Origin of the sequence: Streptomyces sp. NBC_01283, from assembly GCF_041435335.1 — a bacterium.
Lineage (GTDB): Bacteria > Actinomycetota > Actinomycetes > Streptomycetales > Streptomycetaceae > Streptomyces.
On the sequence record NZ_CP108430.1, the window covers coordinates 1,665,028 to 1,690,489 of the forward strand.

Here is a 25,462-nt window from a genome sequence, read left to right on the forward strand (position 1 = left end):
ATGGCCACTCCGTACGAGGGAATCTTCGCCTCGGCAGCCAGGACCCCCGTCGGCCCTGAGCCTTCCGTACGTGCTGGACCGCCCGGTGCCACAGCTCGCGCAGGCCGTCGACGGCGACACCGCGACCAAGGTGGAGCAGCACGCCGGGAGCCAGTGAACGTATGATCAGCCGATGTCTGACACGACCGAAACCACGCCCGGCTGGCTGACCTCCGACGAACTCGGACAGGCCCGTGCACGCATGCCGATCCTGTACGTCGAGGCCGTGCCGGTGCGCGTCGACGACAACGGCGAAGTCACCAGCATCGGCCTCCTGTTGGGCATGGGACGGGACGGAGCGGTCAGCCGCTCCCTCGTCTCCGGCCGGGTCCTGCACCACGAGCGGGTGCGGGACGCCCTCCTGCGCCACCTGGAGAAGGACCTCGGCCCGGCGGCACTCCCCCGCGTCCCGGCCTCCCTGCAGCCCTTCACCGTCGCCGAGTACTTCCCGACGCTCGGCGTCACGCCGTTCCACGACCCCCGCCAGCACGCGGTGTCCCTCGCCTACATCGTCCCGGTCGCCGGTGACTGCCGTCCCCGGCAGGACGCGCTCGACCTGGCCTGGTTCAGTCCGCAGGAAGCCTTGTCGGCTGTGGTCCAGAACGAGATGCCCGGCGGTCACGGCGTCCTCCTCAAGCAGGCCCTCGCGCACGCGGGTTGCCTGTCCTGAGCGGTGTACGGCGAGGGGCCCGGTGACGGATTAGGTAAGGCTCGGCTAAGTTGACCGGCGAGTGCCTTCCTCCTCCGGGGGCACATCTGCCAAGGAGATCGACGCAGCATGAGCTCAACCATCCGCCGGGCCCGCCGTACCACCGCGATAGCCGTGTCGCTCGCCGCGGGCAGCGCCCTGGCCTCGACCGGCACCGCGGGCGCCGCCACCGCCTCGCCCGCCGCCTCCGCGCCGATCGCGCCGGGCCTCTACCAGTCCGCGTACTCGGACCGGAACGCCGCGCTCTGGGTCGCCTCCTCGGTCGGCCAGCCGCCCGCGCCCGTGACGGAATCCAAGCTGCTGAAGGTCGACCCGGACACGCTCCGGGTGGAGAAGTCGTACGCGCCGGCCGCCGACGCGGCCACCGGCGCCGTCCAGTCGGTCTACGGCATCGCCGTGGACGACGAGCACAACACCGTCTGGACGACGAACACCCGTGACAACTCCGTCTCCGTCTACAGCCAGCGCACCGGCAGGCACCTGGCCACCCTGCCCGGCGTGAACCACTCCCGGGAGATCGTCGTCGACGAGCGGCGTGACCTGGTGTGGGCCAGCGCCTTCGGCGACGGCACCCTCGTCGCCTTCGACTCCGGCACCTTCGAGGAGAAGCGGCGCGTCACCGTCCCCGGCGCCGGTCCGACCGGCCTCGCCGTCAACGAGCGGACCGGGTCCGTATACGCGGCCGACCACACCGGCGACCGGATCATCGAGGTCTTCCGGGGCACCGGAAGCCCGCGGCTCATACCGACCGGCGACGGCCCGCTCTCGGTGGCGCTCTCCAAGAACGGCCGCACCGCCTATACCGGCGACCAGACCTCGGGCACCGTCTCGGTCGTCGACCTCCGCAAGGGCGCCGTCACCCGGTCCGTGGCATCCGGCGGGGGCACCAAGTCCGTGGCCGTCGACCACCGTTCGGGCCACGTCCTGGCCGTCAACCGCCTCTCCGCCACCGTGACGGTCGTCGACCCGCGCAAGGGAGCCGTCGTGAAGACCGTGGCCACCCCCTCCCTGCCCAACCACGTCCACGTCGCCGAAGGCACCGCGTACGTCGTCGACAAGTCGGCATCGGGCCCCGCGGGCAACGACCTGATGACCCGCTTCCGCGTCCGCCGCTGAGTCAGGGCGAGGGCTGGGGCGTCATCCGGTGCAGCCCCTTGCGGTCGTAGTACCGGGTCATCGCGAACCCGAATGCGGCGGCGAGGGCCACCCCGACCGCGATCATGATCCAGGCGCGGGCGAGTCCGGCGTCGGCGCGGGCGTCGAAGAAGAGGATGGAGCGGACGCCCCCGCTGAGCTGGCGCATGGGTTCGAAGATGCCGAGGAAGCGGTAGAAGCCGGGGACCGCCTCCAGCGGGATGGTGGCTCCGGAGGACGGCAGGCCCAGGACGATGAACACGAACATGGACACGAGCTGACCGATCCCGCCGAAGGCGGCGTTGATGGCCTGCACCCCCAGGCCGACCGCGAGGCTCGCGCAGTAGGAGAAGACCCACAGCAACGGCAGGTGGGTGGCGTCCATCCCCAGGATCGCGATCGTCGCCAGCATGACCAGGCTGGTGGTCAGGACCGTGATGCCCGCGGTCATGGCCATCTTCAGGAGCAGCGTCTGGGTACGGCTGATGGGCACGGTCGGGCGGCGGGTGTGCCAGGGGCCGATCTCACTGTCGGCGTAGCCGAGGGCGGTGTCGACGCCCATGCTGATGAGGTTGGCGCCGAGGAATCCGGCCAGGACGAGCAGCAGGGTGTAGTAGAACGCGCTCAGGCCGAGGCCGCTGTTGTCGCCGATGGGGTGGCCGACCTCGGTGGTGATGCCGATCGGGTCGGCGAGCAGCAGGCCCGCGGTGGACCCGGCCTTCTTGTCGGCGCCCGCCGACTTGAGCTGCTCGCCGATGGCCTGCGAGGACTGCTGTGCGGCCGCCGTGGCGATCTTGCTGGCCAAGGAGGAACCGAGGCTGCCCATGCCGGGGTTGGTCAGCACCGTCATCGTCGGCCGGTCGGTCGCGCGCGGGGTGGTGAGCGCGGCGACGGAGTCGGTGAAGTCCTCGGGGATGAGCAGGGCGCCGTAGATCTTGCCGGAGTCCAGCTCGTCCTGCGCCTGGGCCCGGGTGAGCGGCCGCCAGTCGGCCTTGCCCGTCGACGTGTCGTCCAGGACGGTCCGGGTGACCTGCGTCCCCAGGTTCTGCTTCTGTCCGGCCGGGGGCTCGCCCCGGTCCGCGTTGACGATGGCGAGGGGCAGGTCGCGCAGGTCGCGGTTGGGGCTGATGATGCCGCCCATGTAGAGCAGGGACAGCAGCAGGGCGAGCAGCCCGGTCAAGACGGTGGGCACCAGCCACAGCTTGGGGCGGCGCAGGAGTGCGGAGGCGCGTGCCTCGGTGCCGCGGTGACGGGGAGCGCTGTCGTCGTCCATGCTGCCCACCTTCGGTGCCGCGTACGGCACCGGAGGCGAACAACACGTCCAGGAGCGAAGAACCAGGCGAATGGGTTCGCCCGGTCCGCCCTGACCTCGCGCGGAACCGGGGGCTAGCCGCCGATGAAGTTCCGCACTCCCTGTGACACCCCGTCATCCCCCAGCAGGTCGTTGTGCTTCAGGCATCCGGCCGCGTTGTTCGTCGCTCCGTCGAGGAGCACGCTCTTGTCCGGGTTGATGACTTCGTCGCAGTTGGACCACCAGGTCGCGTAGGCGACGTCTCCCGGTGTCTCGTCGCCCTCCGCGAGCCCGTCCTGGACGTACGAACCCGGCGTCATGTCACGGCAGGCCTGCGACCAGGCGGCGCAGGCCCAGGCCGTGGCGGTGCCGTGGTTGGGGCCGGCGAGGGAGGCCCAGTGGGCGACCTTCCCGGTGCCGCCTCCGTGTTTCACGTACCAGCGGGTGACGAGGCTCCCGAAGGAGTGGGCGACGATGTCCACCTTGGCGGCGCCCGACTGCGCGCGCACCTGCTCGACGTACGCGGCGAACCGGCCGGAGAGCACCTCGTTCACCGATTTGCTGGTGTCGTACCCCCAGGAGAACAGCTCCGCGTCCGTGTAGCCGGATGCCTTGAAGTCGTCCCGCAGGGAGCCCCACACCCCCGGGTCGGCGTTGTAGCCATGGACGAAGATCACCGGAGTACGGGCGACCCTCGGGGCCGTGTCCGCCTGGGCCGGGGTCAGCGGCATCAGCAGGGCGGCGGCCGCGACGGTGAGCGGAACGGAGATTCGGCGCAGCACGGGTTCCCCCTCGGTCCGGCGGACTTCATCACGTTCACCGCGTCGGGCCGACGCGGGACGCGTGACACGTGAGCGGTGCCGAGAATGGTGAGGTCTGCGCCGACGAATGAAAAGCCCTGTGCGGCAGGGAAGTTACCGCGGGTATCACGCCTCGGGGTGATCCGGCACGTGATCCGGTGCGCGATTCGGGGCGCGATTCGGTTCGTGATCCGTCGCGCGATCCGGGTCGCCCGCCTCATCCTCCGGATTCCAGTCGAGGAGCCGTACCTTCGCGACCGTCCGCACATGGCGGCGCATCGCGGCCGCCGCCGCCCGGCCCCGGCCGGCCTCGATCGCGTCGAGGATCGCGTGGTGCTGGGCGAGGGAGCGGGCGGGGCGCCGCACCTGGCGCAGCGACTCGTTGCGGCTCTCGGTGATCTGCTCGGCGATGGAGCGCATGAACTCGGCGAGCAACGCGCTGTGGGCGGCCGCCGTCACAGCGGCGTGGAAGAGCCGGTCGCCCTCGACCCCGTGCTCGCCCGCCTCGATCTCCCGCGCCATCGTGTCGAGCGCGTCCCGCATGGCCCGTACGTCGTCGTCCGTGCGCCGCTCGGCGGCCAGTTCGGCGAGTTTGGTCTCCAGTGCCTCGCGCGCCTCCAGGACGTCGGGCAGCCGCCGCTTGCGCTCCACCAGCCGCTCCACGGGCTCGGCGTCCAGGCTGTCCTTGACCAGATAGGTGCCGCCGCCGTGCCGCACCTCGACCAGGCCCTGCACTTCGAGCACGACGATCGCCTGCTTGACGGAGGCGCGGGAGACGCCGAGGCGCTGGGCCAGTTCACGCTCGGGCGGCAGCCGGTCGCCGGAGCGCAGGCCGCCCTCGCCGACGTAGGCGCGCAGCCGGTCAAGCACCTGCTCGTACAGTCTCGTCCGGCCCATGGGGCGCAGCGCGTCAGACATCCCAACCCCCCGATTCGGCCCCCGTGCCGAACTCTGGTCCCCGTGCCGATGGTTCCGCAGCCTAACAGCGGGTGACCCAGTGGACGAGTGGCCAATTGGCTCAGCCAATTTCCGTCCGATCTCTTGACGGCCGAAACCGATGCCCCGACGCTGAGTTCCGCCAACAGCCGAATTGGCTCAGCCACTTGGCCGCCGCGGGGCCAACGGACGAGCCCGCTCGACCGCTCATGGCCGAACCACGGCCCCGCAAGGACAGCCCCAGGGACGGAAACCCACCATGTCCGCCGAACTCATCTCCATCCTCGTACTCGTGGTGGTCTTCGTGATCGCCACCACCCGCTCCATCAACATGGGCGCGCTCGCCTTCGCCGCCGCCTTCGCGGTGGGCGAGCTGGCCGCCGACCTCGACGCCGACGGCATCTTCGCCGGCTTCCCCGGCGACCTGTTCGTCGTCCTGGTCGGCGTGACCTATCTGTTCGCCATCGCCCGCGCCAACGGCACCACCGACTGGCTGGTGCACGCGTCCATCCGGCTTGTGCGCGGGCGGATAGCCCTGATCCCCTGGGTGATGTTCGTGATCACCGGGGCGCTCACCGCGATCGGGGCGGTCAGTCCGGCCGCCGTGGCGATCGTCGCGCCGATCGCCCTGAGCTTCGCCGCCCGGTACGGGATCAGCCCGCTCCTGATGGGCGCCATGGTGGTGCACGGGGCCCAAGGCGGCGGCTTCTCGCCCATCAGCATCTACGGCTCGATCGTCAACGGAATCGTGGAGCGCGAGAAGCTGCCGGGGAACGAGGTCGCGCTCTTCCTCGCCTCGCTCGTCGTCAACCTCATCATCGCCGGGATCGTCTTCGTCCTCTTCGGCGGGCTGAAGCTGGGTGGCCGCGACACCACCGGCAAGGGAGAGCGGGAGACGGAGCGGTCCAAGCGGGAGCGGGACGGGTCCACGGAGGCCGGTTCGGCCGAAGACGAAGACCATTCACGGCTCGATCCGGCCAAGATCGCGACGCTCGCCGCCCTGGTCGCCCTCGTCGTCGCCGTCCTCGCCTTCGATCTCGACGCCGGTCTGAGCGCCATCACGCTGGCCGTGCTCCTGAGCGCGTTCTGGCCCGACTCCAGCCGCAAGGCCGTCGGCGAGATCGCCTGGCCGACCGTGCTCCTGATCTGCGGTGTGCTGACGTACGTCGGCGTGCTCGAGGAGATGGGCACCATCAAATGGGCCGGTGAGGGTGTCTCCGGCATCGGTGTCCCGCTCCTCGCCGCCCTTCTGCTCTGCTACATCGGGGCGATCGTCTCCGCGTTCGCCTCCTCCGTCGGGATCATGGGCGCGCTCATCCCGCTCGCCGTGCCGTTCCTGGCCCAGGGCGAGATCGGCGCGGTCGGCATGATCGCGGCGCTGTCCGTCTCCGCCACCGTCGTGGACGTCAGCCCCTTCTCGACCAACGGCGCGCTGGTGCTCGCCGCCGCCCCCGACGTCGACCGGGAACATTTCTTCCGGCAGTTGATGGTCTACGGCGGGATCGTGGTGGCCGTGGTGCCCGCCGCGGTGTGGCTCGTCCTCGTGGTGCCAGGATTCGGGTAGGACGAACCACCACCACACGTGCCACCACAGGTCCACGGCACACACCGCGGCCCTCGCCACAGGTCCACCGCAAGGCCCACCGCAAAGGAGATACGCAGCGTGAGCTCTCCCCACCCGCCCCTCTTCCCGGCCCTCGTCGCGGCCCCCGACCTCCCCGCCCTGCGCTTCGGCGCACGCGCGCTGACGTACGCGGAACTCGCCTCGGCGGCAGGTTCCCTCGCCGCCTCGATCGGCTCGGCGCGCCGCGTCGCGCTGTGGGCCACGCCGACCCTGGAGACCGCCGTCGGCGTGGTGGCCGCGCTGCTCGCCGGGGTGCCGGTGGTGCCGCTGAACCCGAAGATCGGCGAGCGCGAGCTGGGGCACATCGTGGCGGACAGTGCGCCGACGGCGGTCCTTGCCGCACCGGGCGACGAACTCCCCGCACCTCTGCGGGTGTTGGAGCGTACGGACGTCATCCTCACCGGCGGTACTACCTCCCCGGCGGCACCACCCGCCGAGCCAGGCCCGGAGTCCCCCGCTCTGATCGTCTACACCTCGGGCACCACAGGCCCGCCCAAGGGTGCGGTGCTGCCGCGCCGGGCTCTCGCCGCCACCCTGGACGCCCTGGAGGACGCCTGGCAGTGGACGTCCGACGACGTGCTGGTGCACGGGCTTCCGCTGTTCCATGTGCACGGGCTGATCCTCGGCATCCTCGGGCCGCTGCGCCGGGGCGGTTCGGTACGGCACCTGGGTCGGTTCTCCATCGAGGGGGTCAAGCACGAACTGGCCGACGGGGCGACGATGTTGTTCGGCGTGCCCACCATGTACCACCGCATCGCGGAGGCGCTGCCCGCCGACCCGGGTCTCGCCAAGGCCCTGTCCGGCGCGCGGATCCTGGTCTCCGGGTCCGCCGCTCTGCCCGTGCACGACCACGAGCGGATCGCGGCGGCCACCGGACGCCGGGTGATCGAGCGGTACGGCATGACCGAGACCCTGATGAACACGAGCGTGCGGGCCGACGGCGAACCACGCGCCGGAACCGTCGGCGTACCGCTGGGCGGTGTGGAGCTGCGGCTCGTGGACGAGGCGGGCACCCCGACGACGGACCCCCGGGAGGTCGGTGAGATCGAGGTGCGCGGGCCGAATGTGTTCACCGAGTATCTGAACCGGCCCGACGCCACCGCCGCCGCCTTCACCGCCGACGGCTGGTTCCGCACCGGCGACATGGCCGTGCTCGACGACGACGGCTATGTGCGCATCGTCGGCCGCAAGGCCACCGACCTCATCAAGAGCGGCGGCTACAAGATCGGCGCGGGCGAGATCGAGAACGCCCTCCTTGAACACCCGGGGGTACGGGAGGCCGCCGTGACCGGGGAGCCCGACGACGACCTGGGGGAGCGCATCGTCGCGTGGATCGTTCCGGTGGACCCTGAACAGCCCCCGGCAGACACCGAATTGGCGGACCACGTGGCCGCCCAGCTCGCCCCGCACAAGCGCCCTCGGGTCGTGCACCATCTCGCGGAGCTCCCTCGCAACGACATGGGGAAGATCATGAAGCGGTCCCTCCATGCCTGAGCCGACGCCTGACGGCCCGGCCGACCGCCTGACAGCCCGCGCGGCCATCACCGCGGTGGCCGACCAGGACAGTTTCCGCGAACTGCCGCTCGCATCAACCGAGTTGCACCGGACAGGGCGCGACGACCCGCTCGCCTGGCAGGGTTACGCGGAATCCCGCGCCCGCGCCGAGGAGCGCACCGGCGAGCGGGAGTCGGTGGTCTGCGGCACCGCCACCGTCGGCGGCACCCGGGCGGTGCTCGCCTCCTTCGAGTTCGGCTTCCTGGGCGGCTCCCTCGGCGAGCGGACGGGGGACCGCCTGGAGGCCGCACACCGCCACGCCAGGGACCACCGGCTGCCCGTCGTCTCGCTGATCGCGACGGGGGGCAGCCGGATGCAGGAAGGCATGCGCGCCCTGGTCCAACTACAGCGCGTGGCACGGCAGTCCGAGCTCACCGGCGCGGCGGGCCTGCCCCGGATCGCCGTCCTGCGCGATCCGACCACGGGCGGCGGCTGGGCCACCCTGGGCGCCGGCGCCGACCTGATCCTCGCCCTGCCCGGCAGCCAGGTCGGCTTCGCCGGGTCCCGGGTGCGCCCGGCGGACGCGGATCCCGCCGCGTACACCGCTGAGGCCCAGCTGGCGGCGGGTGCGATCGATGACGTCGTACGCCCCGAAGAGCTGCGCGAGGCGCTGGCGTTGCGCCTCGGGCTGCTGACCACCACCGGCGCCGTCCACCCTCCTGCCGACGCGCCCACGCCCGCCGCGCCCGCACCTCCCGGCGCGCTCGGCCACGTGGAGCTGCCCGCCACCGGCTGGGAGGCCGTCAGCCGAGCCCGCTCCCCCGAACGCCCGCGCGCCAGCGCCTATTTGGACGCCTACTTCACGGAGCGTGCCTCGCTGCGCGGCGATCGGTGCGGGGGCGCGGACCCGGGGATGCTCTGCGGGTTCGGTCGTCGCGAGGGGCGGACGGTCGCCTACGCGGCACAGTGCGGGACGGCGACGACGCCCGCCGGCTACCGCACCGCGGCCCGTCTTGTCCGGCTCGCGGGGCGGCTCGGCATTCCCGTCCTGACGCTCGTCGACACCCCGGGGGCCGCGAACGGGGCGGAGGCCGAACGGGCGGGCGCGGGCGCGGCGATCGCCGACCTGTTCGCCGCCGTCGCCACCGCGCCGGTGCCGGTCACGTCACTGGTCATCGGCGAGGGCGGCTCCGGGGGCGCGCTCGCGCTCGCTTCACCGGACAACCTCTGGGCGACGCCGGACAGTTACTTCTCGGTGATCGCCCCGGAGCAGGCCGCCGCGATCCTCAAGCGAGGGCACGCGGAGACCCGGTCGACGGCGGAGCAGCTCCGTCTGCGGCCACAGGACCTGGTCGAACTGGGTGTGGCGCGAGGTGTGGTGACGGCGCATCACGCTTGATCGTCCAGGCTCGCTCTCGCTCCTCACCCCCTTCCGGGCCGCCCCTCGTCACCGCGAGGAACCGGCGTCCGGCTCATCGACGACCTGAGCGGCCATGCGCAGACAGGTCCCGGGGAGTTCGGGGGCGCTCTGGAGCCAGTCCTCGGTATCCAGTCCTCGGTGTCGACACCGGCGACGACGCCCGCCGTCCACAAGGTGGCCAGCAGTCGGGTGGCCCGGTCGCGCTCCGCTCCCCTGGCCGCGGGAGCAGCCCGGCGGACGGCGCCGGTCGCCCGCTCGATGAGGGGCGGCTCCAGCAGCCAGCGGATACCCGCACCGGCCTCGACGAGGAAGCCCGAATAGATCGCCATGAAGACCCGCGCGGTGTCGTTCTCCTCCTCAAGGCCGACCCGCGCCTGCTCGGTGAACTGCGGTATCAGACCCAGGTGGTCACCCAGGTGACTCGTCGGGGTCCCGTGGCCTCGCCGGTGTTCGCCATTGGTCATGTCGGCACCATCCGTCCACCCCCGGCATCAGGAGGTCTTCCCGATCCCGGGCCGACCCCGTCCCTCACCGGAAGCCCTGCCGCCAGCCAGCGCCTGATCCACGGTGTCGTGGATCGCCAGCACGTCGTCCAGGCCCACGATGCGCAGCACCGCGCGCGGCACTCTCTGCGAGGCCACCAGGCGGATCTCGACCCCGCGCTCGACCACCCTCTCCCGGAATTCCTCCAGCACGGCCACCCCGGCCAGGGTCAGGAACGGCACGTCCGCCCAGTCCACGACCACCGCCGACACCTCGTTCCGCGAGGCTCGGTCCAGCTGGGTCCGGCACAACTCACGCAGTTCCCGCCGCTGCGGTTCGGCGTTGCCGATACTCACTTCCGGGGGCATCTGCACCACCAGGCAGCCCTGCCTGACGAATGTCTGAAGCGTCATCCAGACCACCTCCGTACGGCCCTCTCGGCTACAGGAGAGACCACTTCACGGCATGGCAGCAGTATGCCCATCGGCATTCCGGATTTCACCGGCCTCAACCGGATCCGTCGCCGCACGGTTCTTACGGACCCGTGACGAAGCCACGTCGATGGCCGTCACCCATGTTCAGGGCGCCTAGCGTGGGCCGCATGCGCGTACTTGTCACCGGCGGCGCCGGGTTCATCGGATCGCACGTGGTCGAAGCCCTCACCGATCGCGGTCACGAAGTGGTGGTGTACGACGCCCTGCTGCCGTCCGCCCATGCCGATCCGCCGCGGCCACCCGAAGGACAGCGGTGGACCGTCGCCGATGTCCGGAACCGCGACGCGGTGCGGGACGCGCTGCACGGGGTGGACGCGGTCTGTCATCAGGCGGCGATGGTGGGTCTCGGCAAGGACTTCGCGGACGCCCCCGAGTACGTCGGGTGCAACGACCTGGGCACGGCCGTCCTGCTCGCCGAGATGGCCGGGGCGGGGGTGCGTGAACTGGTGCTCGCCGGGTCGATGGTGGTGTACGGGGAAGGGCGGTACGAGTGTTCCCGGCACGGGGTGGTCCGGCCGGGGCCGCGCTCGGCGGCGGATCTGGACGCCGGGCGCTTCGAGCCCCTCTGCCGGGACTGCGGGGCCGAGTTGAGGCCCGGCCTGGTGGGTGAGGACGCGCCCGCCGACCCGCGCAACGTGTACGCCTCGACGAAGCTGGCCCAGGAGCATCTGGCCGCCGCGTGGGCGCGTGCCACCGGTGGCCGCGCGGTGTCGCTGCGCTACCACAACGTGTACGGCCCCGGCATGCCCCGGGACACCCCGTACGCCGGTGTGGCCTCGTTCTTCCGTTCCTCGCTGGAGCGTGGCGAGGCGCCCCAGGTCTTCGAGGACGGCCGCCAGCGGCGGGACTTCGTGCACGTACGGGACGTGGCGGCGGCCAATGCGCTGGCGCTGGAAGCGGTGCGCGAGCGGGCCGCGGGGGCGTTCACGGCGTACAACACCGGCAGCGGGGAGCCGCACACCGTCGGCGAGATGGCCCACGAACTGGCGCGGGCGTTCGGCGGCCCGGCCCCGGCGGTGACGGGCGAGTACCGCCTCGGGGACGTCCGCCACGTCACGGCGGACTCCGGCCGGCTGCGGACGGAGCTGGGGTGGCGGGCCGAGGTGGACTTCGCCGAGGGAATGACGTCGTTCGCGAAGGCGCCACTACGGGGGTAGCCCCCGAGGAACCGGCTGCTACGCCGGTGCCGTCGGCAGCGTGGCCTCGGGCCGGCATCCGCATTGCGCACGACCGCCCGGCCCCGGTGGGCCTCGACGATGCCAAGAAGGACGGCTCCCTTCACGAAGGCGCCGCTACGGCGATAGCCCGGCTCGGTGAGCCGCGACGACGCCACGGAGGACGGCTTCCCGCGCGAAGATGCCGCTACGGTGATATCCCGGCCCACTCCGGCCGTCAGGCCGGTGCCGTCGGCAGCGTGACCTCGAAGCGGCAGCCGCCCGCCACGTTGCGTACGGCCGCACGGCCCTGGTGGGCCTCGACGATGCCGCGGACGATCGCGAGGCCGAGTCCCGCGCCCGCCGGGGGTGTGCGGGACTGGCTGCCGCGCCAGCCGGTGTCGAAGACGCGGGACAGGTCCTCCTCGGGGATGCCGCCGCAGCCGTCGGTCACGGACAGGACGACGCCGTCCGGGGAGCGCTCCGCGGCCACCGCGACGGTTCCGTCGGCCGGTGTACGGCGGATCGCGTTGATCAGGAGGTTGCCCAGGACGCGGCTCATCTCCTTGCTGTCGACCTCCACGGGGACGGCCTCGACGCTGTCGCCGACGAGATGCACGCGGTGCTCGCGGGCCAGCGGATCGACACCCGCGAGCGCGTCACCGACCAGGTCGTAGACAGAGATGCGCGCCGGTGAGAGTGCCAGTGCGCCGGCATGGATGCGGGACAGCTCGAAGAGGTCACCGACCATGGAGTTGAGGCGTTCGACCTCGGTGCGGATCTGGCGCAGGTAGCGGTCCGGTTCGGCGGCCACGCCGTCCTCCAGCGCCTCGGACATGGCCCGCAGTCCGGCCAGCGGGGTGCGCAGGTCGTGCGAGATCCAGGCGACCAGTTCGCGCCGGGAGCGTTCCAGGGCCCGCTCGCGCTCCCTGGATTCGGCGAGCTTGGCGCTGGTCGACTCCAACTCCCTCGTGAGGGCGGCGAGTTCGGCGCTCCCGGGCTCGGGCGGGGCCGCGAAGCTTCCGCCGTCGCCGAAGGAACGGGCCGCCAGGGTCAGGGCGTTGCTGCGGGCGACCACCCAGCGGCCGAGCAGCAGCGCGGTGGCGAGCGAGACCACGGCTGCCATCGCCACGACGATGGTGACCACGGTCAGGTCGTGCGGCGAGAGGAACATCTCCCAGGCCACCGCGAGCGTCCCGGCGAGCATCGCGAGCACCGCGACGGCCGCCACGACGGTCATCGCCACGACGACCGAGCGGTGCCGCAGCAGGCGCAGCGTCAGGGCGCCGAGCAGCCCGGCGCTCGCGGCCCCCAGGAAGGCGAAGAGGGCGATGACGAGGATGTCCTGCATGGGGTCAGCCTTCGGCTCGGGGCGGTACGGGGTCGCCCTGCGGGTCGCGGAGATCGTGGGGAGCGGGCGGGCGCCGCGCAGTGGAGTCGGTGGAGTTGGTGGGGTCCGCGGGGCCCGCGGCGTCGCCTGCCGGTACGTCGAGGCGGTACCCCAGGCCCCACACCGTCTGGATGAGCCGCGGCCTGGCCGGATCATCCTCGACCTTGCCGCGCAGCCTGCGGACGTGGACCGTGACCGTGGACAGGTCGCCGAACTCCCAGCCCCACACTTCCCGCATCAGCTCTTCCCGCCCGAAGGCCTGGCCCGGATGGCGCAGCAGGAAGGTGAGGAGGTCGAACTCCCTGAGAGTCAGGGCGAGTTCCGTCCCGTCCCTCGTCGCACGGCGCGCCGCCGGGTCCACCCACAGGCCCGCGGCGGCCAGCGTGGCGACACCCTCGGCAGCGCGTGCGGCATGGCTGCGGCGCAGCACCGATTCCACTCGCAGGACCAGCTCGCGCGGGCTGAACGGCTTGGTGACGTAGTCGTCGGCTCCCACTTCCAGGCCCAGGATCCGGTCGTCCTCGTCACCGCGGGCGGTGAGCATGATGACGGGCACCGGACCCGTGGCGCGCAGCCGGCGGCACACCTCAAGGCCGTCCATGCCGGGCAGCATCAGGTCGAGGACGACGAGGTCGGGCCGGAACGCCGCGGCGCGTTCCAGCGCGCCGGGGCCGTCCTCGGCGCGGTCGACCGTGTAGCCGCCGCGCTCCAGGTAGCCCGCGACGACCTCGGCGACGGTCGGGTCGTCGTCCACGACGAGCACCCGGAGCGGGCCGGTCGTCGTGGGCCCGGCGGGCGGGCGGTCCTGCGGTGGTGGCTGCATACGGCAAGCCTCGCACCTGCCGCGCGGATACCCGCCGGTCAGACCTGCTTCCGGTTGCCGACGTCCCTGTTTCGTAAGAACCTCAAGTCCAATATGTCCGGTTCGGATTCATAGGGTGAGTCACATGACGCCCTCCCCCTCCGTAGAACCCGATGTACCCGAGGCTCTTGATGCTCGTGCCGTCCGGGTCGACATCGTCCTGCCCTGCCTCGACGAGGCCGCGGCGCTGCCCTGGGTCCTGGAGCGCATCCCCCCGGGCTGGCGGGCCCTGGTCGTCGACAACGGCTCCACCGACGGTTCGGCGGACATCGCCCGCGCCCTGGGCGCCACCGTCGTGCACGAGCCGCAGCGCGGCTTCGGGGCCGCCTGCCACGCGGGCCTCATGGCGTCCGACGCGGACGTGGTGTGCTTCTGCGACTGCGACGCCTCCCTCGACCCGGGGCTGCTGCGGACCTTCGTACGCAGGGTGACGGACGGAGAGGCCGATCTGGTCGTCGGACGGCGGCGCCCGCAGGGACGCGGCGCCTGGCCGCCGCACGCGCGTGCGGGCAATCTGGCACTCGCCCGGATGCTGCGGCGGCGTACCGGCGTACGACTGCACGACCTGGGCCCGATGCGGGCGATGCGGCGCGAGGGACTGCTCGGGCTCGGACTGACCGACCGGCGCAGCGGCTACCCGCTGCAGATGGTCGTACGGGCGGCCGACTCCGGCTGGCGGATCGAGGAGCGCGACGTGCCGTACCTGCCGCGCGAGGGCAAGTCGAAGGTCACGGGAACGTGGCGGGGGACGTGGCACGCGGTGCGCGACATGCGGGCGGTGCTCGCGGAACCACCGCGGGCGGACTCCGCCGGCGGTGCGCGGCGCGTGTCGGGCGGTGCGCTGTGACCACCTCTGACACGACCCTGCTCGTCATCGCCAAGGAGCCGCTGCCGGGCCGGGTGAAGACCCGCCTCACGCCGCCCTACTCCCCCGAGGAGGCCGCCGAGCTGGCCGCGGCCTCGCTCGCCGACACCCTCGCCGCCGTGCTCGCCGCACCCGCCCGCCGCCGCGTCCTGGTGCTCGACGGGCGGCCGGGGCCCTGGCTGCCCGCCGGCATCGAGGTGGTCCCCCAGTGCGCGGGCGGCCTGGACGAACGGCTCGCCGCGGCTTTCGCCGGCTGTACCGGGCCGGCCCTCCTGGTCGGCATGGACACCCCGCAGATCACCCCCGTCCTGCTCGCCCCCGCGCTCGGCCCCGACGCCTGGCAGGACTGCGACGCCTGGTTCGGCCCCGCCCTCGACGGTGGATTCTGGGCGCTCGGCCTCGCCGAGCCCGATCCGCGGCTGCTGCGCGGTGTCCCCATGTCGCGGCCCGACACCGGCGCCCTGCAACGGGCCCGGCTCACCGGCGCCGGGCTGCGGGTGCGCGAGCTGCCCCCGCTGCGCGACGTCGACACGGCCGACGACGCCGGGGAGGTGGCCGCAGCCGCGCCGGACAGCCGGTTCGCGGGCGCGCTCACCCGCCTCGCGACGGCAGCCGGACACCCGGGCGCGGGCGGTGGCCGATGAGCACGGCAGCACCGGACACCGGCCTTCGCACGACGGCCCCCGTGGCCGCGCCCTGGCACGCGGATCCGTTCACGAACGCCCTGCGCAACGGCCACGGCCCCTTGTTCCTGCGCCGCAGCGACGGCTGGCTGCTGCCCCTCGACGTCGAGCGGTGGTGCGCGAGTGCCGACGCGGCGGACCTCTCCGCGCTGCGCCGCTGCGAGGGCAGCGTCCTCGACATCGGCTGCGGCCCCGGCCGCCTGGTGGCCGGGGCCGCGGCCAGGGGCCACCGCGCCCTGGGCGTCGACGTCAGCCAGGCCGCCGTCGACCACACGATCCGGCTCGGCGGCACCGCACTCCTCCGCTCCGTCTTCGATGCGCTCCCCGGCGAGGGGCGCTGGGGGACCGCCCTGCTCATCGACGGCAACGTGGGGATCGGCGGCGACCCCAGCGCGCTCCTCAAGCGTGTCGCTCAACTCCTCGCACCATCAGGGCTGTTGATCGCCGAGACCGCGCCGATGGACGTCGACGAGCGGGTGGACGTGCACGTCGACGACGGGCGCGGCACACCGGGCGAGGTGTTCCCCTGGGCCCGTCTCGGCACCCCCGCCCTGCTGCGCCACGCCCGTCCGCTCGGCTGGAGCCCGGACGGTCAGTGGACCACCTCGGGCCGTTCCTTCCTGGCGCTGCGCCGCGTGCGCCGCACCTGAATCACCCGGCACAGCGCGGCTCCCGCGAACAGCACGGCCGTGACGATCAGCCAGCGCACGAGATAGACGCCCGCGGGCAGCCCGGTGGAGGACTCGTACCGCTCCACCTGTCCCGTGATGAGCGGGAACCACACCAGCAACAGCAGCCCGGACAGGAAAGCCGGGACGCGTACGAAGTTGACCCACTCCCCGCGCTCCCCGCGCCCCGCGGTGGCCCGCAGGGCCCGGTCGGCGAGTGCGTACGCGGGCACGAACAGCAGATCGTGCACCAGCGCCGCCCCGACGAACCAGACGGCGATCAGCAGCCAGTCGCCGTCCAGGAGACGCACCCCCGCGTATCCCGCGAGGGCGAACGAGGCGAGCAGCACAAGGAGTTGCAGCGGACCCTCGCCGTACCACCGCCGGAGCCGTTCCGTGAACCGGAGTCGGTCCGTGAGCGGGAACCGTCGGTTGGGACCGGTCATCACAGCTCCCCAAAGGTCAGACGGGACACCCATTTGGTGTTGAGCACGCCGGGCGCCGCCGGGACGATGATCCGCGCCGGATAGCCGTGGTCCGGCGACAGATCCTCGCCGTTGACGTGCAGCGCGAGGAGGGAGCGCGGGTCGCGGACCTGGTTGTCGCGCAGCGCGGCCTTGCGGAAGGCGCCATGCCGTTGCAGGGACTCCACGAGCACTCCCGGCGGGTCCTCGTCGAACCCGGCGAGCGCCGCGAGGTCACGCAGCCGCACGCCGCGCCACCACTGGTCCGCCGTCGACCATCCCTCCACGCAGGCGATGGGCAATGCTGCGCTGTGCAGCGGGAGTTGGAGCAGATCGCTCCGGGAGAGCTTGACCTCTCCCCGTGGTCCGCCGACGACGAGACGCCACTGCTCGCCCGTGTCGCGCCGCTCGATGCCGACCTTCGCGGCCGTCTTGTTGATCTGGAAGCCGTTCGGCCCGCTTTCCGGATCGCCGCCGCCGTGCGGGGCGAACAGGGCCGTGCGGCGCAGGGGCCCGTCCACGGTCTGCCCCGCCGTCGTCACGAACAGCAGGGCGGAGCCCGCACCGACCATGCCGAGCGCTCCCCGCCGCGACACCGTCGGCCCGGCGGGGCGGGGCGCCACCAGACCCGTCTCGTCGGCCGGCTCGGGGCGCGGATCCCGCAGCCGCTCGCGCCACCCCCGCTCGCGCAGAACACGTACGACGTGGGGCATCCGCAGCACGACGTGGGCCACGAACGCGCCGAAGAACACCCAGGCGCCGTAGAAGTGCAGCGGGTAGAACGACCCGGGGAAGAGGTACTCCAGCTGGACGTTGAGGACGCCGGTGACGAACTCGAACAGCGCGCCGCCGACCAGCAGGAGCAGTGACAGCCGCTCAAGGGCGTGCCCCACCGACCGCGCCGGGGGCAGCGCGAAGAGCTTCGGGATCACCGTCCACAGCTTCGCGAGCAGCACCGGGATCAGCGTGATGCCGAGCGTGACGTGCAGGCCCTGGTTGAGCCGGTAGAGCCAGTGCGGGTCGGTCGGCCAGTCGAAGAGGTAGAAGCCGAGGAGGCCCTTGTCGGGTGTCTTGTCGTTGAGGGACGACAGGTTCGGGTTGTACGCCGCGTACGACAGCAGGCCGGTCACGAACAGCACGGTGACACCGACCAGCAGGACGACGCCGAGAACCGAGGTGAGCCACGGCCCGCGCAGCGGGCTGCGCCAGAAACCGGGGTCGGCGGGAGTGGTGACGCGTGGTGCGGGGGGCATGAACCGACCGTATGCCGGACCCTGTCCTCCGGTGGGTCCACGACTCATGACGAAACGCTGACGTCGCCCCCAGGAGCCCGTTCACCTGCGCCACCTGCGCCTACGGTGCAGAGGTGAGCACCACAGAGCGCACCGGACGCCGCCGGGACCTGGCCGCTGCCGGAATCGCGGCGCTACTCGTCACCGCGGCCGTCGTCGTCGGCACGTCCATCGAGGACGCGGACGGCACACTGCACCTCAACTGGCCGCCGCTGTACGCCCGGTGGGACCCGCACCTCGGGCCGGGCACACCCGCCGCGCTCGCGATCGCCGTCGCCGTGATCGCATACGCCCCCGCCCTCGCCGCCCGGCTCTCCTGGCGGGCGCTCCTGCCCACCGCCTGGGCCGCTTCCATGGCCTGGATCTGGTCGCTCGCGCTGATCGACGGCCGGCACCGGGGCGTGGCCGAGCGGCTCACCACCAAGTACGAATACCTCCAGGTCATCGACCGCTTCGAGGACATCCCGGCGACGCTGCGGGACTTCACCCGGCACATCCTCATCGACTCCCCCGACCACTGGCCCGCCCACACCGCGGGCCATCCGCCCGCCGCCACCCTCACGTTCGTCCTGCTGGACCGCGTCGGCCTCGGGGGCGGCGCCTGGGCCGGGGCGTTCTGCATCACGGGGGGCAGCACGGCCGTACTGGCCGTCCTGATCACCCTGCGGGCACTGGCCGACGAGGCGACCGCCCGCCGGGCGGCGCCCTTCCTCGTGCTGGCCCCGGCCGCGGTCTGGGTCGGCACGTCCGCCGACGGCTACTTCGCCGCCGTCACGGCCTGGATGACCGCCCTGCTCGCGCTGGCCGCGACCCGCACGGTCCGTTTTCCCGCCGCCGCGGCACTCGGCTCCGGCCTGCTGTTCGGCCTCACCTGCTACCTCTCGTACGGCCTGCCCCTGTTCGCCGTCGTCGCCGGGGCGGTCCTGCTGCTCACCCGCACCGCGCGCCCGCTCCCGCTCTTCCTCACAGGCGCAGCCGTGGCCCCCGTGGCCTTCACCCTGGCGGGCTTCGACTGGTGGGAGGCGTACCGCCTGCTCGTCGAGCGCTACTACCAGGGGGCGGGCGGCATCAGGCCGTACGGCTACTTCGTGTGGGCCAACCTCGCCTGCACGGTGCTTGTCGTCGGCCTCGCGACGGTCGCGGGCCTGCGCAGGGCGATCGCATCGACGCCCGGCACGGCCCGCCGCCTGCGCACCGGCCGGACGACACCCACGGACGCCCTGATCACCCTCACCCTGACCGCCCTCCTGGCCCTGCTGGCCGCCGACGTATCCGGCATGAGCAAGGCGGAGACGGAACGCATCTGGCTGCCGTTCGCCACGTTCCTGCTCGCGGCAACCGCACTTCTGCCGAAGGCGGGACAACGCCACTGGCTCACCGCCCAGGCCCTGCTCGCACTCCTGGTGAACCACCTGCTGTTCACGGGGTGGTGAGGACGCGCCCCTGCCCGCCAGGACCAGCAAGGGAAGCGCGGCATGACCCCTGCCGGGCGCGAACTGCTGCCGTACGCGGCCGCGCCCCTCAGCGGGTGGCGACCGCGGGCTGCGGCACGGCGGGTTCGGGCAGGGTGCGGAACAGCAGCCAGCTCAGTGCGGGCATCAGGATCAGGGGTGCCAGCGCGGTGCGCAGCGACGTCGCGTCGGCGAGGCTGCCGATGAGGGGGCTCACCAGACCACCGATGCTGACGGTCAGACCGAGCGTGATCCCGCTCGCGGTGCCGATGCGGGAGGGCAGGTAGTCCTGCCCGAGCGTGACCTGGAGCGAGAACGGGACGTACAGCCCCGCCGAGGTCAGCGCCAGGCACAGGTACATCGCCGGGCCGGGCACGAACACCACTCCCGCGACGAAGCCGCCGGTGAGCAGGTAGGACCAGCGCGCGACGGTGACCCGGTCCCAGCGGTCGGCCAGCGCGCCACCGAGCACGGAGCCCACCGCGCCACCGAGGTAGAGCACGAACAGCGCGGCGGTGCCCGCCACCGTACTGCCGCCCATCCGCTCCTTGGCGAACAGCGAGATGAAGGTGCTGAGGCCGATGAAGACGACCGACCGGCACACCACTGCCAGCGACAGCTTCACGAAGGACGCCCTGTCGTCCACGCCGACCGGCGGAGCCGTCGTTCTGTCGTCCCCGGCATCCTGCCGTTGCCGTTCCAGCGCACGCAGCGCGGGCAGGCACAACACGGCGCCGACGAGCGCGGGCAGCATCAGCAGTGGCGTCAGGTGCAGGCCTCCCGCGGCAACCACGGCGGTGACCATGACCGGGGCCACCGCGAAGCCGAGGTTGCCGCCGAGCGAGAACCAGCCCATCCCCCGGTGGCTCCCCCCTGCGACGAGCCGGGCGACCCGTGCGGACTCGGGGTGATAGGCGGCCACGCCCACCCCGGACACCGCCACGAAGAAGAGGGTCAGCGCATACGAGCCGCTCACCCCGCTCAGCGCGATGCCCACCCCGCCCAGCAGCGTGCCGACCGGGAGCAGCCACGGCATAGCCCGACGGTCGGTGAGGATGCCGAACACCGGTTGGGCGACCGACGAGAGCAGGGAGGCGGCGAGCACGATGCCCGAGACGGCGGCATAGCTGTAGGCGCGCTCGGCGACGAAGAACGGCACCAGGGACGCGACGGCGCCCTGGTACAGGTCGACGCAGGCGTGCCCGGCGGACAACAGAGTGATGGACGTGTTCCTTGTGATGGACGTATTCCTTCGCACCCCGCCATCGTCGACGCCGGAACCCGTGTCGCACTTCCGATAATCTGCCAGAAGATGTTGATAACCCGCCATGGGGCAGGGGAGCCCGTGTCCGGGCGACTCTTAGAAACTTCTTACGCCCGCCCTCGACCCTCTCCCCCGTGAACTACGCGAACAGCAACAGCAGTCAGACATCGGAAGCCCAGCACGGACACGGGCACCGTGACGTCGCGGGCGCGCAGCGGCGGCGCCGCTTTCGTACGTACGGCATCGGCGTGGCCGTGGTGCTGACCGCCACCACGGCGTCGGCGGGCTATCTGGCCATGGCAGAGCCGCCGTCGGGCGGCGGTTCCCCTGGCACTGCGCCCCAAGCGCACGGCAGCACGGTCGACTTCGCCGTGCGCGGCGGCACCGCGCGCGTGGACATCACGTCGCTGCGCGTCACCGGTCACGCCGAGGGCGGGGCATCGCTCCCGGTGTCCGGCGCGGCGGGACAGCGGCTCGGCAAGCCCGGCGCGGTGACCGTGGACGGCGGTGCGGCCCGCTGGTCGTACCCCGGCAAGAAGCTCACCGTCACGGCGAAGAGCGAGCGCGGCCAGCTGCGCGTGACGGTGCACTCCGAGGCCGACCAGAAACTGTCCTGGCCCACTACGACGCCCGGCGCCGACGCGGCTCTTCAGATCCCCCGCGGCGAGGGCCTGCGCATCCCGGTGGGCGACACCTTCTGGAACTCCGGCGAGGCCGGACTGAAGGACTCGGAGGCCGAACTCGCGGGCGGCCTCAGCCTTCCGGCCTGGGGCTACACCCAGGGCGGGCACGGCGTGGGCTACATCGTGCCGGAGGAGGTCGGCACCTCCCTGGGCTTCGCGTCGAAGGACGGCCGCGTCAACTCCACGGCACGGCACGAGTTCTCGCGGCGCGAGCAGACCCGCGACTACACGGTGCACTTCTCCCTCACCGACTCCTCCCCGGTCTCGTCCGCAACCAATTACCGCGACTACCTCGACGGACGAGGCAAGCTGCGCTCGCTGAAGCAGAAGATCCACGAGAACCCCGAGGTCGGGCGGCTGCTCGGGGCGGTGCACGCGTACGCCTGGGGCAAGGCCCGTACGGCTGAGGGCGTGAACGAGCTGCGCAAGCTCGGCGTCTCCCGGCTCTGGCTCGGTTACGACGCCGACGACCAGCCGATGGACAAGAGCGCCGTTCGGTCCGCGAAACGAAACGGCTACCTGGTCGGCCCGTACGACTCCTACGCCAACGGCCAGCCCTCCGCGAGCGCCGACAACCCCTCCTCGAAGTGGCCCGGTTCGGTCTACCCGGACTTCTGCGTACGGAACTGGAAGGGTGAGATCAAGGAAGGCTTCGGCGGCCGGGGCTGCTACCTGAGCACCCAGGCGTTCCACCAGGCCGAGCCCACCAAGCACTACCTGGCCGACCGGGCGAAGAAGATGACGGCGAATGGCGCCGACAGCTACTTCCTGGATGTCGACGCGGCGGGCGAGCTGTTCACCGACAGCGGCGAGGGCCACCGCATGAACAAGAAGCAGGACCGCGCCAACCGTCTGGAGCGCATGCGCAAGCTCGCCTCGGACGACAGGTTCGTCCTCGGCTCCGAGTCGGCCGGCGCCTGGGCCGCCCCCGTGCTCGCCTTCGACCACGGCGGGCAGACGCCGGTCGCGGACGGCCTGTGGAAGCTGGAGAAGGACAAGGAGAAGTGGGGCGGTTACGCACCGCAGGGCGCACCGGCGGTCTTCTTCAAGCAGGTGGAACTGCCGTCCGCACTGTCGAAGTCGATGTACGACCCGCGCTACCGCGTCCCCCTGTACGAGACCGCGCTGCACGACTCCGTCATCAACACCGACCGCTGGGAACTGCCGTACAACAAACTCCCGGCGCAGAAGTCGGACCGGGCGTTGATGTCCGCCCTCTACAACACCCCGCTCAACTTCACGCTCGGAGACGAGAACCTGAGGTCCACGGGCAAGGAGATGGCAGCGCTCCAGCGCTATTTCGCACCCCTGCACAAGGCCGCGGGCACGGAGCGGATGACCGGCTACCGGCGGCTCACCGGTGACGGGAGCGTGCAGCGCTCGGAGTTCGGCGGCGGGAAGCTGACCGTGACGGCCAACTTCGGCAAGAAGGCGTACGGTTCGCTGCCCGGCGGCTGCGTGGACGCCCGGCTCAAGACCGAGCCGAAGCCTCACCGCCTCTGCCCCGCTCAGTAGCCTGGCGGATGGTGAACACCTGGTCCAGGCCGACGATGCGCAGGATGCGCAGCGTGTTGGCGGGAATGCCGGTCAGGATCAGTTCGGCATCAGCGGCCAGGGCGCGGTGGCGGGCGGCGAGCAGGACGCTGATGCCGGTGGAGTCGCAGAACTCCAGGCGGGACAGGTCGATGAGCAGGCTCTGGCCCGGGGACAGGACGAGGCTCTCGACCTGATCCCGTAGGACGGTGGCCTGCTCGTGGTCGAGTTCGCCGACGACGTGCAGGACGGGTCCGGCGGCAGTGCTGTGGTGGATGATGTTCAGTGGGCTCATTGTGCTTGATCCGTTGCCGGGTGGGCGGGGACGCCCAGTGCGAGCAGGGCGGTGTCATCGTCCAGGCCGTCACCGAAGCTCTCCAGAAGCCCGGTCAGCGCGGCGATGGTCTCATGGGACGAACTGGGGGCGAGCTCGGCGGCGAAGGCCCGCAGGGCCTCGTCGCCGAAGAGACTCTGGCGGGTGGAGCCGGTACGGGCCTCGGTGAGTCCGTCGGTGTACAGCAGCAGCGTGTCACCGGCGGCGAGCGTGGTCTCCGCGGTGCTGAACCGAGCCGTGGGCAGGACGCCGACGAGCAACCCCCCGGGAGTAGGGAGGTAGTCGGCGGCTCCGTCGGCCCGCATGACCAGCGCGGGCGGGTGGCCACCGGAGGCGAGGCGCACGGTGATGGCGCCGTCTTCGGCGCCGGGCTGGATGACCCCGAAGATGACGGTGCAGTAGCGAGGGTCGCCGCCGGCGCCGTACCGCTCCTGAAGGACGGCGTTCAGCGTGGTCAGGGCCGCGGCGGGCTCGGGGTCGTGCAGTGCGGCGGCCCGCAGCGTGTACCGCGTCAGCGAGGTGAGTGAAGCCGCCTGGGGGCCCTTGCCGCACACGTCCCCGAGGAAGAAGGCCCACCGGCCGTCGCCCAGGGCGAACAGGTCGTAGAAGTCGCCGCCGAGCCGGTCCGGAGAGGCGGTGTGGTAGTAGACGGCGGCTTCGAGTCCCGGCACGGCGGGCAGCGAGGTGGGCACGAGGGACTGCTGCAGCACGGAGAGCGAGTCGGCCAGCCGTTGCCGGTCGGCCTCGGCCTGCCGACGCGCCTGCTCCGCCTCCGCGTGCGCCCGCTCGGCCTCGGCACGGGCCTGCTCTGCTTCCTGGCGGGCGCGTTCGGCCTCTTGGCGGCGATGCAGGAGTTCCTGCTCGTAGGCCCGCCGGTCGGAGGCATCGGAGAGAGTCGTGCGGATCAGCAGCGGGTCACCCTCACCGCCGTGCTTGATCACGGAGGACACCATCACCGGCAGCCGGCTCCCGTCGGCGCCCTTCATCTCGAGTGCGATGCCGCGCAGCTCGCCCTGCATGCGCAGCAGCGGCGCGAAATGCGTCTCGTGATACAGCTTTCCGCCGACGGTGAGGAGATCGGTGAAACGGGCCCGCCCCACCACTGCTTCGCGCTCCATGCCGAGCCAGTTCAGCAGCGTGGTGTTGACCTTGGCGATGGTTCCGTCCATCAGCGTCGACAGGTAGCCGCAGGGAGCCGACTCGTACAGGTCCTCGGCACTGTCCTCCAGCAGGGCGGTGAACGCGGCATCCGTTCCCGCGGCGTCCGTTCCCGCGGCGTCTCCGGCCCCGGCCGGCTCGGGCTCGTCGCCCGCGCGGCACATCAACGTCGGGCACCGAGGAAGTCGAGAATGGCCTCGTTGGTGGCCTCCGGCGCGCTCAACTGCGGGCAGTGCCCGGTGGCATCCAGGGTGACCAGGCGTGACGAGGGAATCGCGGCGTGCACATACGCGCCGACCTCGCGCGGTGCGATCACGTCCTGGGAGCACTCGAGCACCAGGGTCGGCACCGTCACGCTCTTCAGGTCCTCGCGGCTGTCGGACAGGAACGTGGTACGGGCGAAGACCCTGGCGATGTCCGGGTCCGTGGCACAGAAACTGTTGGTCAGCTCCTGACCCAGTTCCGGCCGCTCCGGATTACCCATGATCACCGGGGCCATCTGGGACGACCAGCCCAGATAGTTCGACTCGAGCGAGGCCAGCAGCTCGTCGATGTCCTGCGCGGTGAAGCCGCCCCGGTACCCGTCGACGTCGACGTAACAGGGCGAGGGCGCCACCATCACCAGCGACCCGATCCGCTCCGGCGCCCTCCGCGCGGCGAGCACGCCGACCATGGCGCTGACCGAGTGCCCGACGAACGCCGCCCGCTCCAGGCCAAGTTCATCGCATATGTCCACTACGTCCTGGGCGTAGCCGTCGAGCGACGAGTACCGCTCCTGACTCCACGCGGACAGATCCGAACCGCCGGAGCCGACGTAGTCGAAGAGCACCACCCGGTATCGCTCCGCCAGGGCGGGCACGGCCAGCCGCCACATGTTCTGATCACAGCCGAATCCGTGGGCCAGGACCACCGTCGGCTCGTCGTCCGGTCCCGTGACCGTCACATTGTTCCTGGCTTGAATATCCATGCGCCCCATACTCCCACCTGCCCCGAGAGCCTCAGGAGCGGCGTCGAGAGGAGCCGGTAGAAGGTCGGCGGGCCGGACCCCGGCAGCCGGTCCGGGCTGGGCGGCAACCTCCGGGACCACTGCGACCACAACGGCATACGGAACAGCGACACCCGGGACAACGAGGAACCACGAGTAGGGAGCCGACCATGAGCAGTGAGCCGACCACGAGCCGAGCCCGTTCGCGAAGAGTGCACGCCACGCTGGCCGCGCTGGCCGTCACGGCCGCGA

Annotated in this window: 24 protein-coding genes; 11 read left to right on the top strand and 13 right to left on the bottom strand. The window is 71.9% G+C overall.

Annotation, left to right across the window (positions count from 1 at the left end; genetic code table 11):
- The first annotated feature begins 172 nt into the window (after nt 1–172).
- Nucleotides 173–709 (top strand): NUDIX hydrolase family protein, encoded by a 537-nt coding sequence (locus OG302_RS07710; RefSeq protein ID WP_371526058.1) that lies wholly within the window; start codon nt 173–175, stop codon nt 707–709.
- A 108-nt stretch (nt 710–817) separates the two neighbouring features.
- Nucleotides 818–1,864, top strand: a complete 1,047-nt coding sequence (locus OG302_RS07715; RefSeq protein ID WP_371526059.1) for a YncE family protein — start codon at nt 818–820, stop codon at nt 1,862–1,864.
- 1 nt (nt 1,865) lies between these two features.
- Here the strand turns inward: OG302_RS07715 and OG302_RS07720 are convergent, their stop codons facing one another.
- The 3 genes from OG302_RS07720 to OG302_RS07730 all read right to left on the bottom strand — a co-directional run bounded on the left by OG302_RS07720 (nt 1,866) and on the right by OG302_RS07730 (nt 4,891).
- The gene (locus tag OG302_RS07720) at nt 1,866–3,155 is read right to left on the bottom strand and encodes a YhgE/Pip domain-containing protein (RefSeq protein ID WP_371526060.1); all 1,290 of its coding nucleotides are present in this window, start codon (nt 3,153–3,155) and stop codon (nt 1,866–1,868) included.
- A 113-nt stretch (nt 3,156–3,268) separates the two neighbouring features.
- On the bottom strand, nt 3,269–3,955 hold the full coding sequence (locus OG302_RS07725) for an esterase/lipase family protein (protein WP_371526061.1): 687 nt from the start codon (nt 3,953–3,955) through the stop codon (nt 3,269–3,271).
- A 144-nt stretch (nt 3,956–4,099) separates the two neighbouring features.
- A complete protein-coding gene (locus OG302_RS07730; protein WP_371526062.1) occupies nt 4,100–4,891 on the bottom strand; it encodes a FadR/GntR family transcriptional regulator in 792 nt (263 codons plus the stop codon).
- A gap of 277 nt (nt 4,892–5,168) precedes the next feature.
- Between OG302_RS07730 and OG302_RS07735 the strand changes: the two genes are divergently transcribed.
- The 3 genes from OG302_RS07735 to OG302_RS07745 all read left to right on the top strand — a co-directional run bounded on the left by OG302_RS07735 (nt 5,169) and on the right by OG302_RS07745 (nt 9,426).
- Nucleotides 5,169–6,473 (top strand): SLC13 family permease, encoded by a 1,305-nt coding sequence (locus OG302_RS07735; protein ID WP_371526063.1) that lies wholly within the window; start codon nt 5,169–5,171, stop codon nt 6,471–6,473.
- Between the two features lie 99 nt (nt 6,474–6,572).
- Nucleotides 6,573–8,027 (top strand): acyl-CoA synthetase, encoded by a 1,455-nt coding sequence (locus OG302_RS07740; protein WP_371526064.1) that lies wholly within the window; start codon nt 6,573–6,575, stop codon nt 8,025–8,027.
- Nucleotides 8,020–9,426 carry a carboxyl transferase domain-containing protein gene (locus tag OG302_RS07745; RefSeq protein WP_371526065.1) on the top strand — a complete coding sequence of 469 codons (1,407 nt, stop codon included), beginning with the start codon at nt 8,020–8,022 and terminating at the stop codon, nt 9,424–9,426. The genes OG302_RS07740 and OG302_RS07745 overlap by 8 nt, the downstream gene beginning before the upstream one ends.
- A gap of 23 nt (nt 9,427–9,449) precedes the next feature.
- Here the strand turns inward: OG302_RS07745 and OG302_RS07750 are convergent, their stop codons facing one another.
- Nucleotides 9,450–9,911 (bottom strand): hypothetical protein, encoded by a 462-nt coding sequence (locus OG302_RS07750; protein ID WP_371526066.1) that lies wholly within the window; start codon nt 9,909–9,911, stop codon nt 9,450–9,452.
- Nucleotides 9,912–9,938: 27 nt separating this feature from the next.
- Nucleotides 9,939–10,343 (bottom strand): STAS domain-containing protein, encoded by a 405-nt coding sequence (locus tag OG302_RS07755; protein WP_371526067.1) that lies wholly within the window; start codon nt 10,341–10,343, stop codon nt 9,939–9,941.
- 188 nt (nt 10,344–10,531) lie between these two features.
- Between OG302_RS07755 and OG302_RS07760 the strand changes: the two genes are divergently transcribed.
- On the top strand, nt 10,532–11,581 hold the full coding sequence (locus OG302_RS07760) for an NAD-dependent epimerase/dehydratase family protein (RefSeq protein ID WP_371526068.1): 1,050 nt from the start codon (nt 10,532–10,534) through the stop codon (nt 11,579–11,581).
- Nucleotides 11,582–11,816: 235 nt separating this feature from the next.
- Here OG302_RS07760 and OG302_RS07765 read toward each other — a convergent pair whose 3' ends face one another.
- Together OG302_RS07765 and OG302_RS07770 are read right to left on the bottom strand one after the other, a co-directional pair.
- Complete coding sequence (locus OG302_RS07765) at nt 11,817–12,929, bottom strand: sensor histidine kinase (protein ID WP_371526069.1); 1,113 nt, start codon at nt 12,927–12,929, stop codon at nt 11,817–11,819.
- Between the two features lie 4 nt (nt 12,930–12,933).
- Nucleotides 12,934–13,791, bottom strand: coding sequence for a response regulator transcription factor (locus tag OG302_RS07770; RefSeq protein ID WP_371526070.1), 858 nt, complete (start codon nt 13,789–13,791; stop codon nt 12,934–12,936).
- A 124-nt stretch (nt 13,792–13,915) separates the two neighbouring features.
- Here OG302_RS07770 and OG302_RS07775 point away from each other — a divergent pair, with 124 nt between their 5' ends.
- Genes OG302_RS07775 through OG302_RS07785 form a run of 3 tightly spaced genes read left to right on the top strand, consistent with a single transcriptional unit; the run spans nt 13,916 to nt 16,028 of the window.
- Nucleotides 13,916–14,677: a glycosyltransferase family 2 protein gene (locus OG302_RS07775; RefSeq protein ID WP_371526071.1), complete on the top strand. Its 762-nt coding sequence runs from the start codon at nt 13,916–13,918 to the stop codon at nt 14,675–14,677.
- Complete coding sequence (locus OG302_RS07780) at nt 14,674–15,339, top strand: DUF2064 domain-containing protein (RefSeq protein ID WP_371526072.1); 666 nt, start codon at nt 14,674–14,676, stop codon at nt 15,337–15,339. The genes OG302_RS07775 and OG302_RS07780 overlap by 4 nt, the downstream gene beginning before the upstream one ends.
- Complete coding sequence (locus OG302_RS07785; protein ID WP_371526073.1) at nt 15,336–16,028, top strand: methyltransferase domain-containing protein; 693 nt, start codon at nt 15,336–15,338, stop codon at nt 16,026–16,028. Before OG302_RS07780 ends, OG302_RS07785 begins: the two co-directional genes overlap by 4 nt.
- On the opposite strand, the gene OG302_RS07790 is transcribed toward OG302_RS07785, so the two are convergent.
- Together OG302_RS07790 and OG302_RS07795 are read right to left on the bottom strand one after the other, a co-directional pair.
- Entirely contained in the window at nt 15,971–16,492 is a 522-nt protein-coding gene (locus tag OG302_RS07790) for a hypothetical protein (RefSeq protein ID WP_371526074.1), read from the bottom strand. The genes OG302_RS07785 and OG302_RS07790 overlap by 58 nt on opposite strands.
- A complete protein-coding gene (locus tag OG302_RS07795; RefSeq protein WP_371526075.1) occupies nt 16,492–17,763 on the bottom strand; it encodes a molybdopterin-dependent oxidoreductase in 1,272 nt (423 codons plus the stop codon). Before OG302_RS07795 ends, OG302_RS07790 begins: the two co-directional genes overlap by 1 nt.
- Nucleotides 17,764–17,876: 113 nt before the next feature.
- Between OG302_RS07795 and OG302_RS07800 the strand changes: the two genes are divergently transcribed.
- Nucleotides 17,877–19,235 (top strand): hypothetical protein, encoded by a 1,359-nt coding sequence (locus tag OG302_RS07800; RefSeq protein WP_371526076.1) that lies wholly within the window; start codon nt 17,877–17,879, stop codon nt 19,233–19,235.
- 88 nt (nt 19,236–19,323) lie between these two features.
- Here OG302_RS07800 and OG302_RS07805 read toward each other — a convergent pair whose 3' ends face one another.
- Complete coding sequence (locus tag OG302_RS07805) at nt 19,324–20,493, bottom strand: MFS transporter (protein ID WP_371750051.1); 1,170 nt, start codon at nt 20,491–20,493, stop codon at nt 19,324–19,326.
- Nucleotides 20,494–20,651: 158 nt separating this feature from the next.
- Here OG302_RS07805 and OG302_RS07810 point away from each other — a divergent pair, with 158 nt between their 5' ends.
- A complete protein-coding gene (locus OG302_RS07810) occupies nt 20,652–22,715 on the top strand; it encodes a glycoside hydrolase (protein ID WP_371526077.1) in 2,064 nt (687 codons plus the stop codon).
- Here the strand turns inward: OG302_RS07810 and OG302_RS07815 are convergent.
- The 3 genes from OG302_RS07815 to OG302_RS07825 are packed head-to-tail and all read right to left on the bottom strand — an operon-like array spanning nt 22,672 to nt 25,192.
- Nucleotides 22,672–23,028: an STAS domain-containing protein gene (locus OG302_RS07815; RefSeq protein ID WP_371526078.1), complete on the bottom strand. Its 357-nt coding sequence runs from the start codon at nt 23,026–23,028 to the stop codon at nt 22,672–22,674. The genes OG302_RS07810 and OG302_RS07815 overlap by 44 nt on opposite strands.
- Nucleotides 23,025–24,389 carry a PP2C family protein-serine/threonine phosphatase gene (locus OG302_RS07820; protein ID WP_371526079.1) on the bottom strand — a complete coding sequence of 455 codons (1,365 nt, stop codon included), beginning with the start codon at nt 24,387–24,389 and terminating at the stop codon, nt 23,025–23,027. The genes OG302_RS07815 and OG302_RS07820 overlap by 4 nt, the downstream gene beginning before the upstream one ends.
- Nucleotides 24,389–25,192, bottom strand: a complete 804-nt coding sequence (locus OG302_RS07825) for an alpha/beta fold hydrolase (RefSeq protein WP_371526080.1) — start codon at nt 25,190–25,192, stop codon at nt 24,389–24,391. The genes OG302_RS07820 and OG302_RS07825 overlap by 1 nt, the downstream gene beginning before the upstream one ends.
- Nucleotides 25,193–25,462 lie beyond the last annotated feature (270 nt).

Bases quoted from the DNA above. Each gene is read 5' to 3' on its own strand.
- OG302_RS07710 (WP_371526058.1), top strand. From the start codon at position 173: ATGTCTGACACGACCGAAACCACGCCCGGCTGGCTGACCTCCGACGAA.
- OG302_RS07715 (WP_371526059.1), top strand. From the start codon at position 818: ATGAGCTCAACCATCCGCCGGGCCCGCCGTACCACCGCGATAGCCGTG.
- OG302_RS07720 (WP_371526060.1), bottom strand. From the start codon at position 3,155: ATGGACGACGACAGCGCTCCCCGTCACCGCGGCACCGAGGCACGCGCC.
- OG302_RS07730 (WP_371526062.1), bottom strand. From the start codon at position 4,891: ATGTCTGACGCGCTGCGCCCCATGGGCCGGACGAGACTGTACGAGCAG.
- OG302_RS07735 (WP_371526063.1), top strand. From the start codon at position 5,169: ATGTCCGCCGAACTCATCTCCATCCTCGTACTCGTGGTGGTCTTCGTG.
- OG302_RS07745 (WP_371526065.1), top strand. From the start codon at position 8,020: ATGCCTGAGCCGACGCCTGACGGCCCGGCCGACCGCCTGACAGCCCGC.
- OG302_RS07750 (WP_371526066.1), bottom strand. From the start codon at position 9,911: ATGACCAATGGCGAACACCGGCGAGGCCACGGGACCCCGACGAGTCAC.
- OG302_RS07755 (WP_371526067.1), bottom strand. From the start codon at position 10,343: ATGACGCTTCAGACATTCGTCAGGCAGGGCTGCCTGGTGGTGCAGATG.
- OG302_RS07760 (WP_371526068.1), top strand. From the start codon at position 10,532: ATGCGCGTACTTGTCACCGGCGGCGCCGGGTTCATCGGATCGCACGTG.
- OG302_RS07765 (WP_371526069.1), bottom strand. From the start codon at position 12,929: ATGCAGGACATCCTCGTCATCGCCCTCTTCGCCTTCCTGGGGGCCGCG.
- OG302_RS07770 (WP_371526070.1), bottom strand. From the start codon at position 13,791: ATGCAGCCACCACCGCAGGACCGCCCGCCCGCCGGGCCCACGACGACC.
- OG302_RS07775 (WP_371526071.1), top strand. From the start codon at position 13,916: ATGACGCCCTCCCCCTCCGTAGAACCCGATGTACCCGAGGCTCTTGAT.
- OG302_RS07785 (WP_371526073.1), top strand. From the start codon at position 15,336: ATGAGCACGGCAGCACCGGACACCGGCCTTCGCACGACGGCCCCCGTG.
- OG302_RS07790 (WP_371526074.1), bottom strand. From the start codon at position 16,492: ATGACCGGTCCCAACCGACGGTTCCCGCTCACGGACCGACTCCGGTTC.
- OG302_RS07795 (WP_371526075.1), bottom strand. From the start codon at position 17,763: ATGCCCCCCGCACCACGCGTCACCACTCCCGCCGACCCCGGTTTCTGG.
- OG302_RS07815 (WP_371526078.1), bottom strand. From the start codon at position 23,028: ATGAGCCCACTGAACATCATCCACCACAGCACTGCCGCCGGACCCGTC.
- OG302_RS07820 (WP_371526079.1), bottom strand. From the start codon at position 24,389: ATGTGCCGCGCGGGCGACGAGCCCGAGCCGGCCGGGGCCGGAGACGCC.
- OG302_RS07825 (WP_371526080.1), bottom strand. From the start codon at position 25,192: ATGGATATTCAAGCCAGGAACAATGTGACGGTCACGGGACCGGACGAC.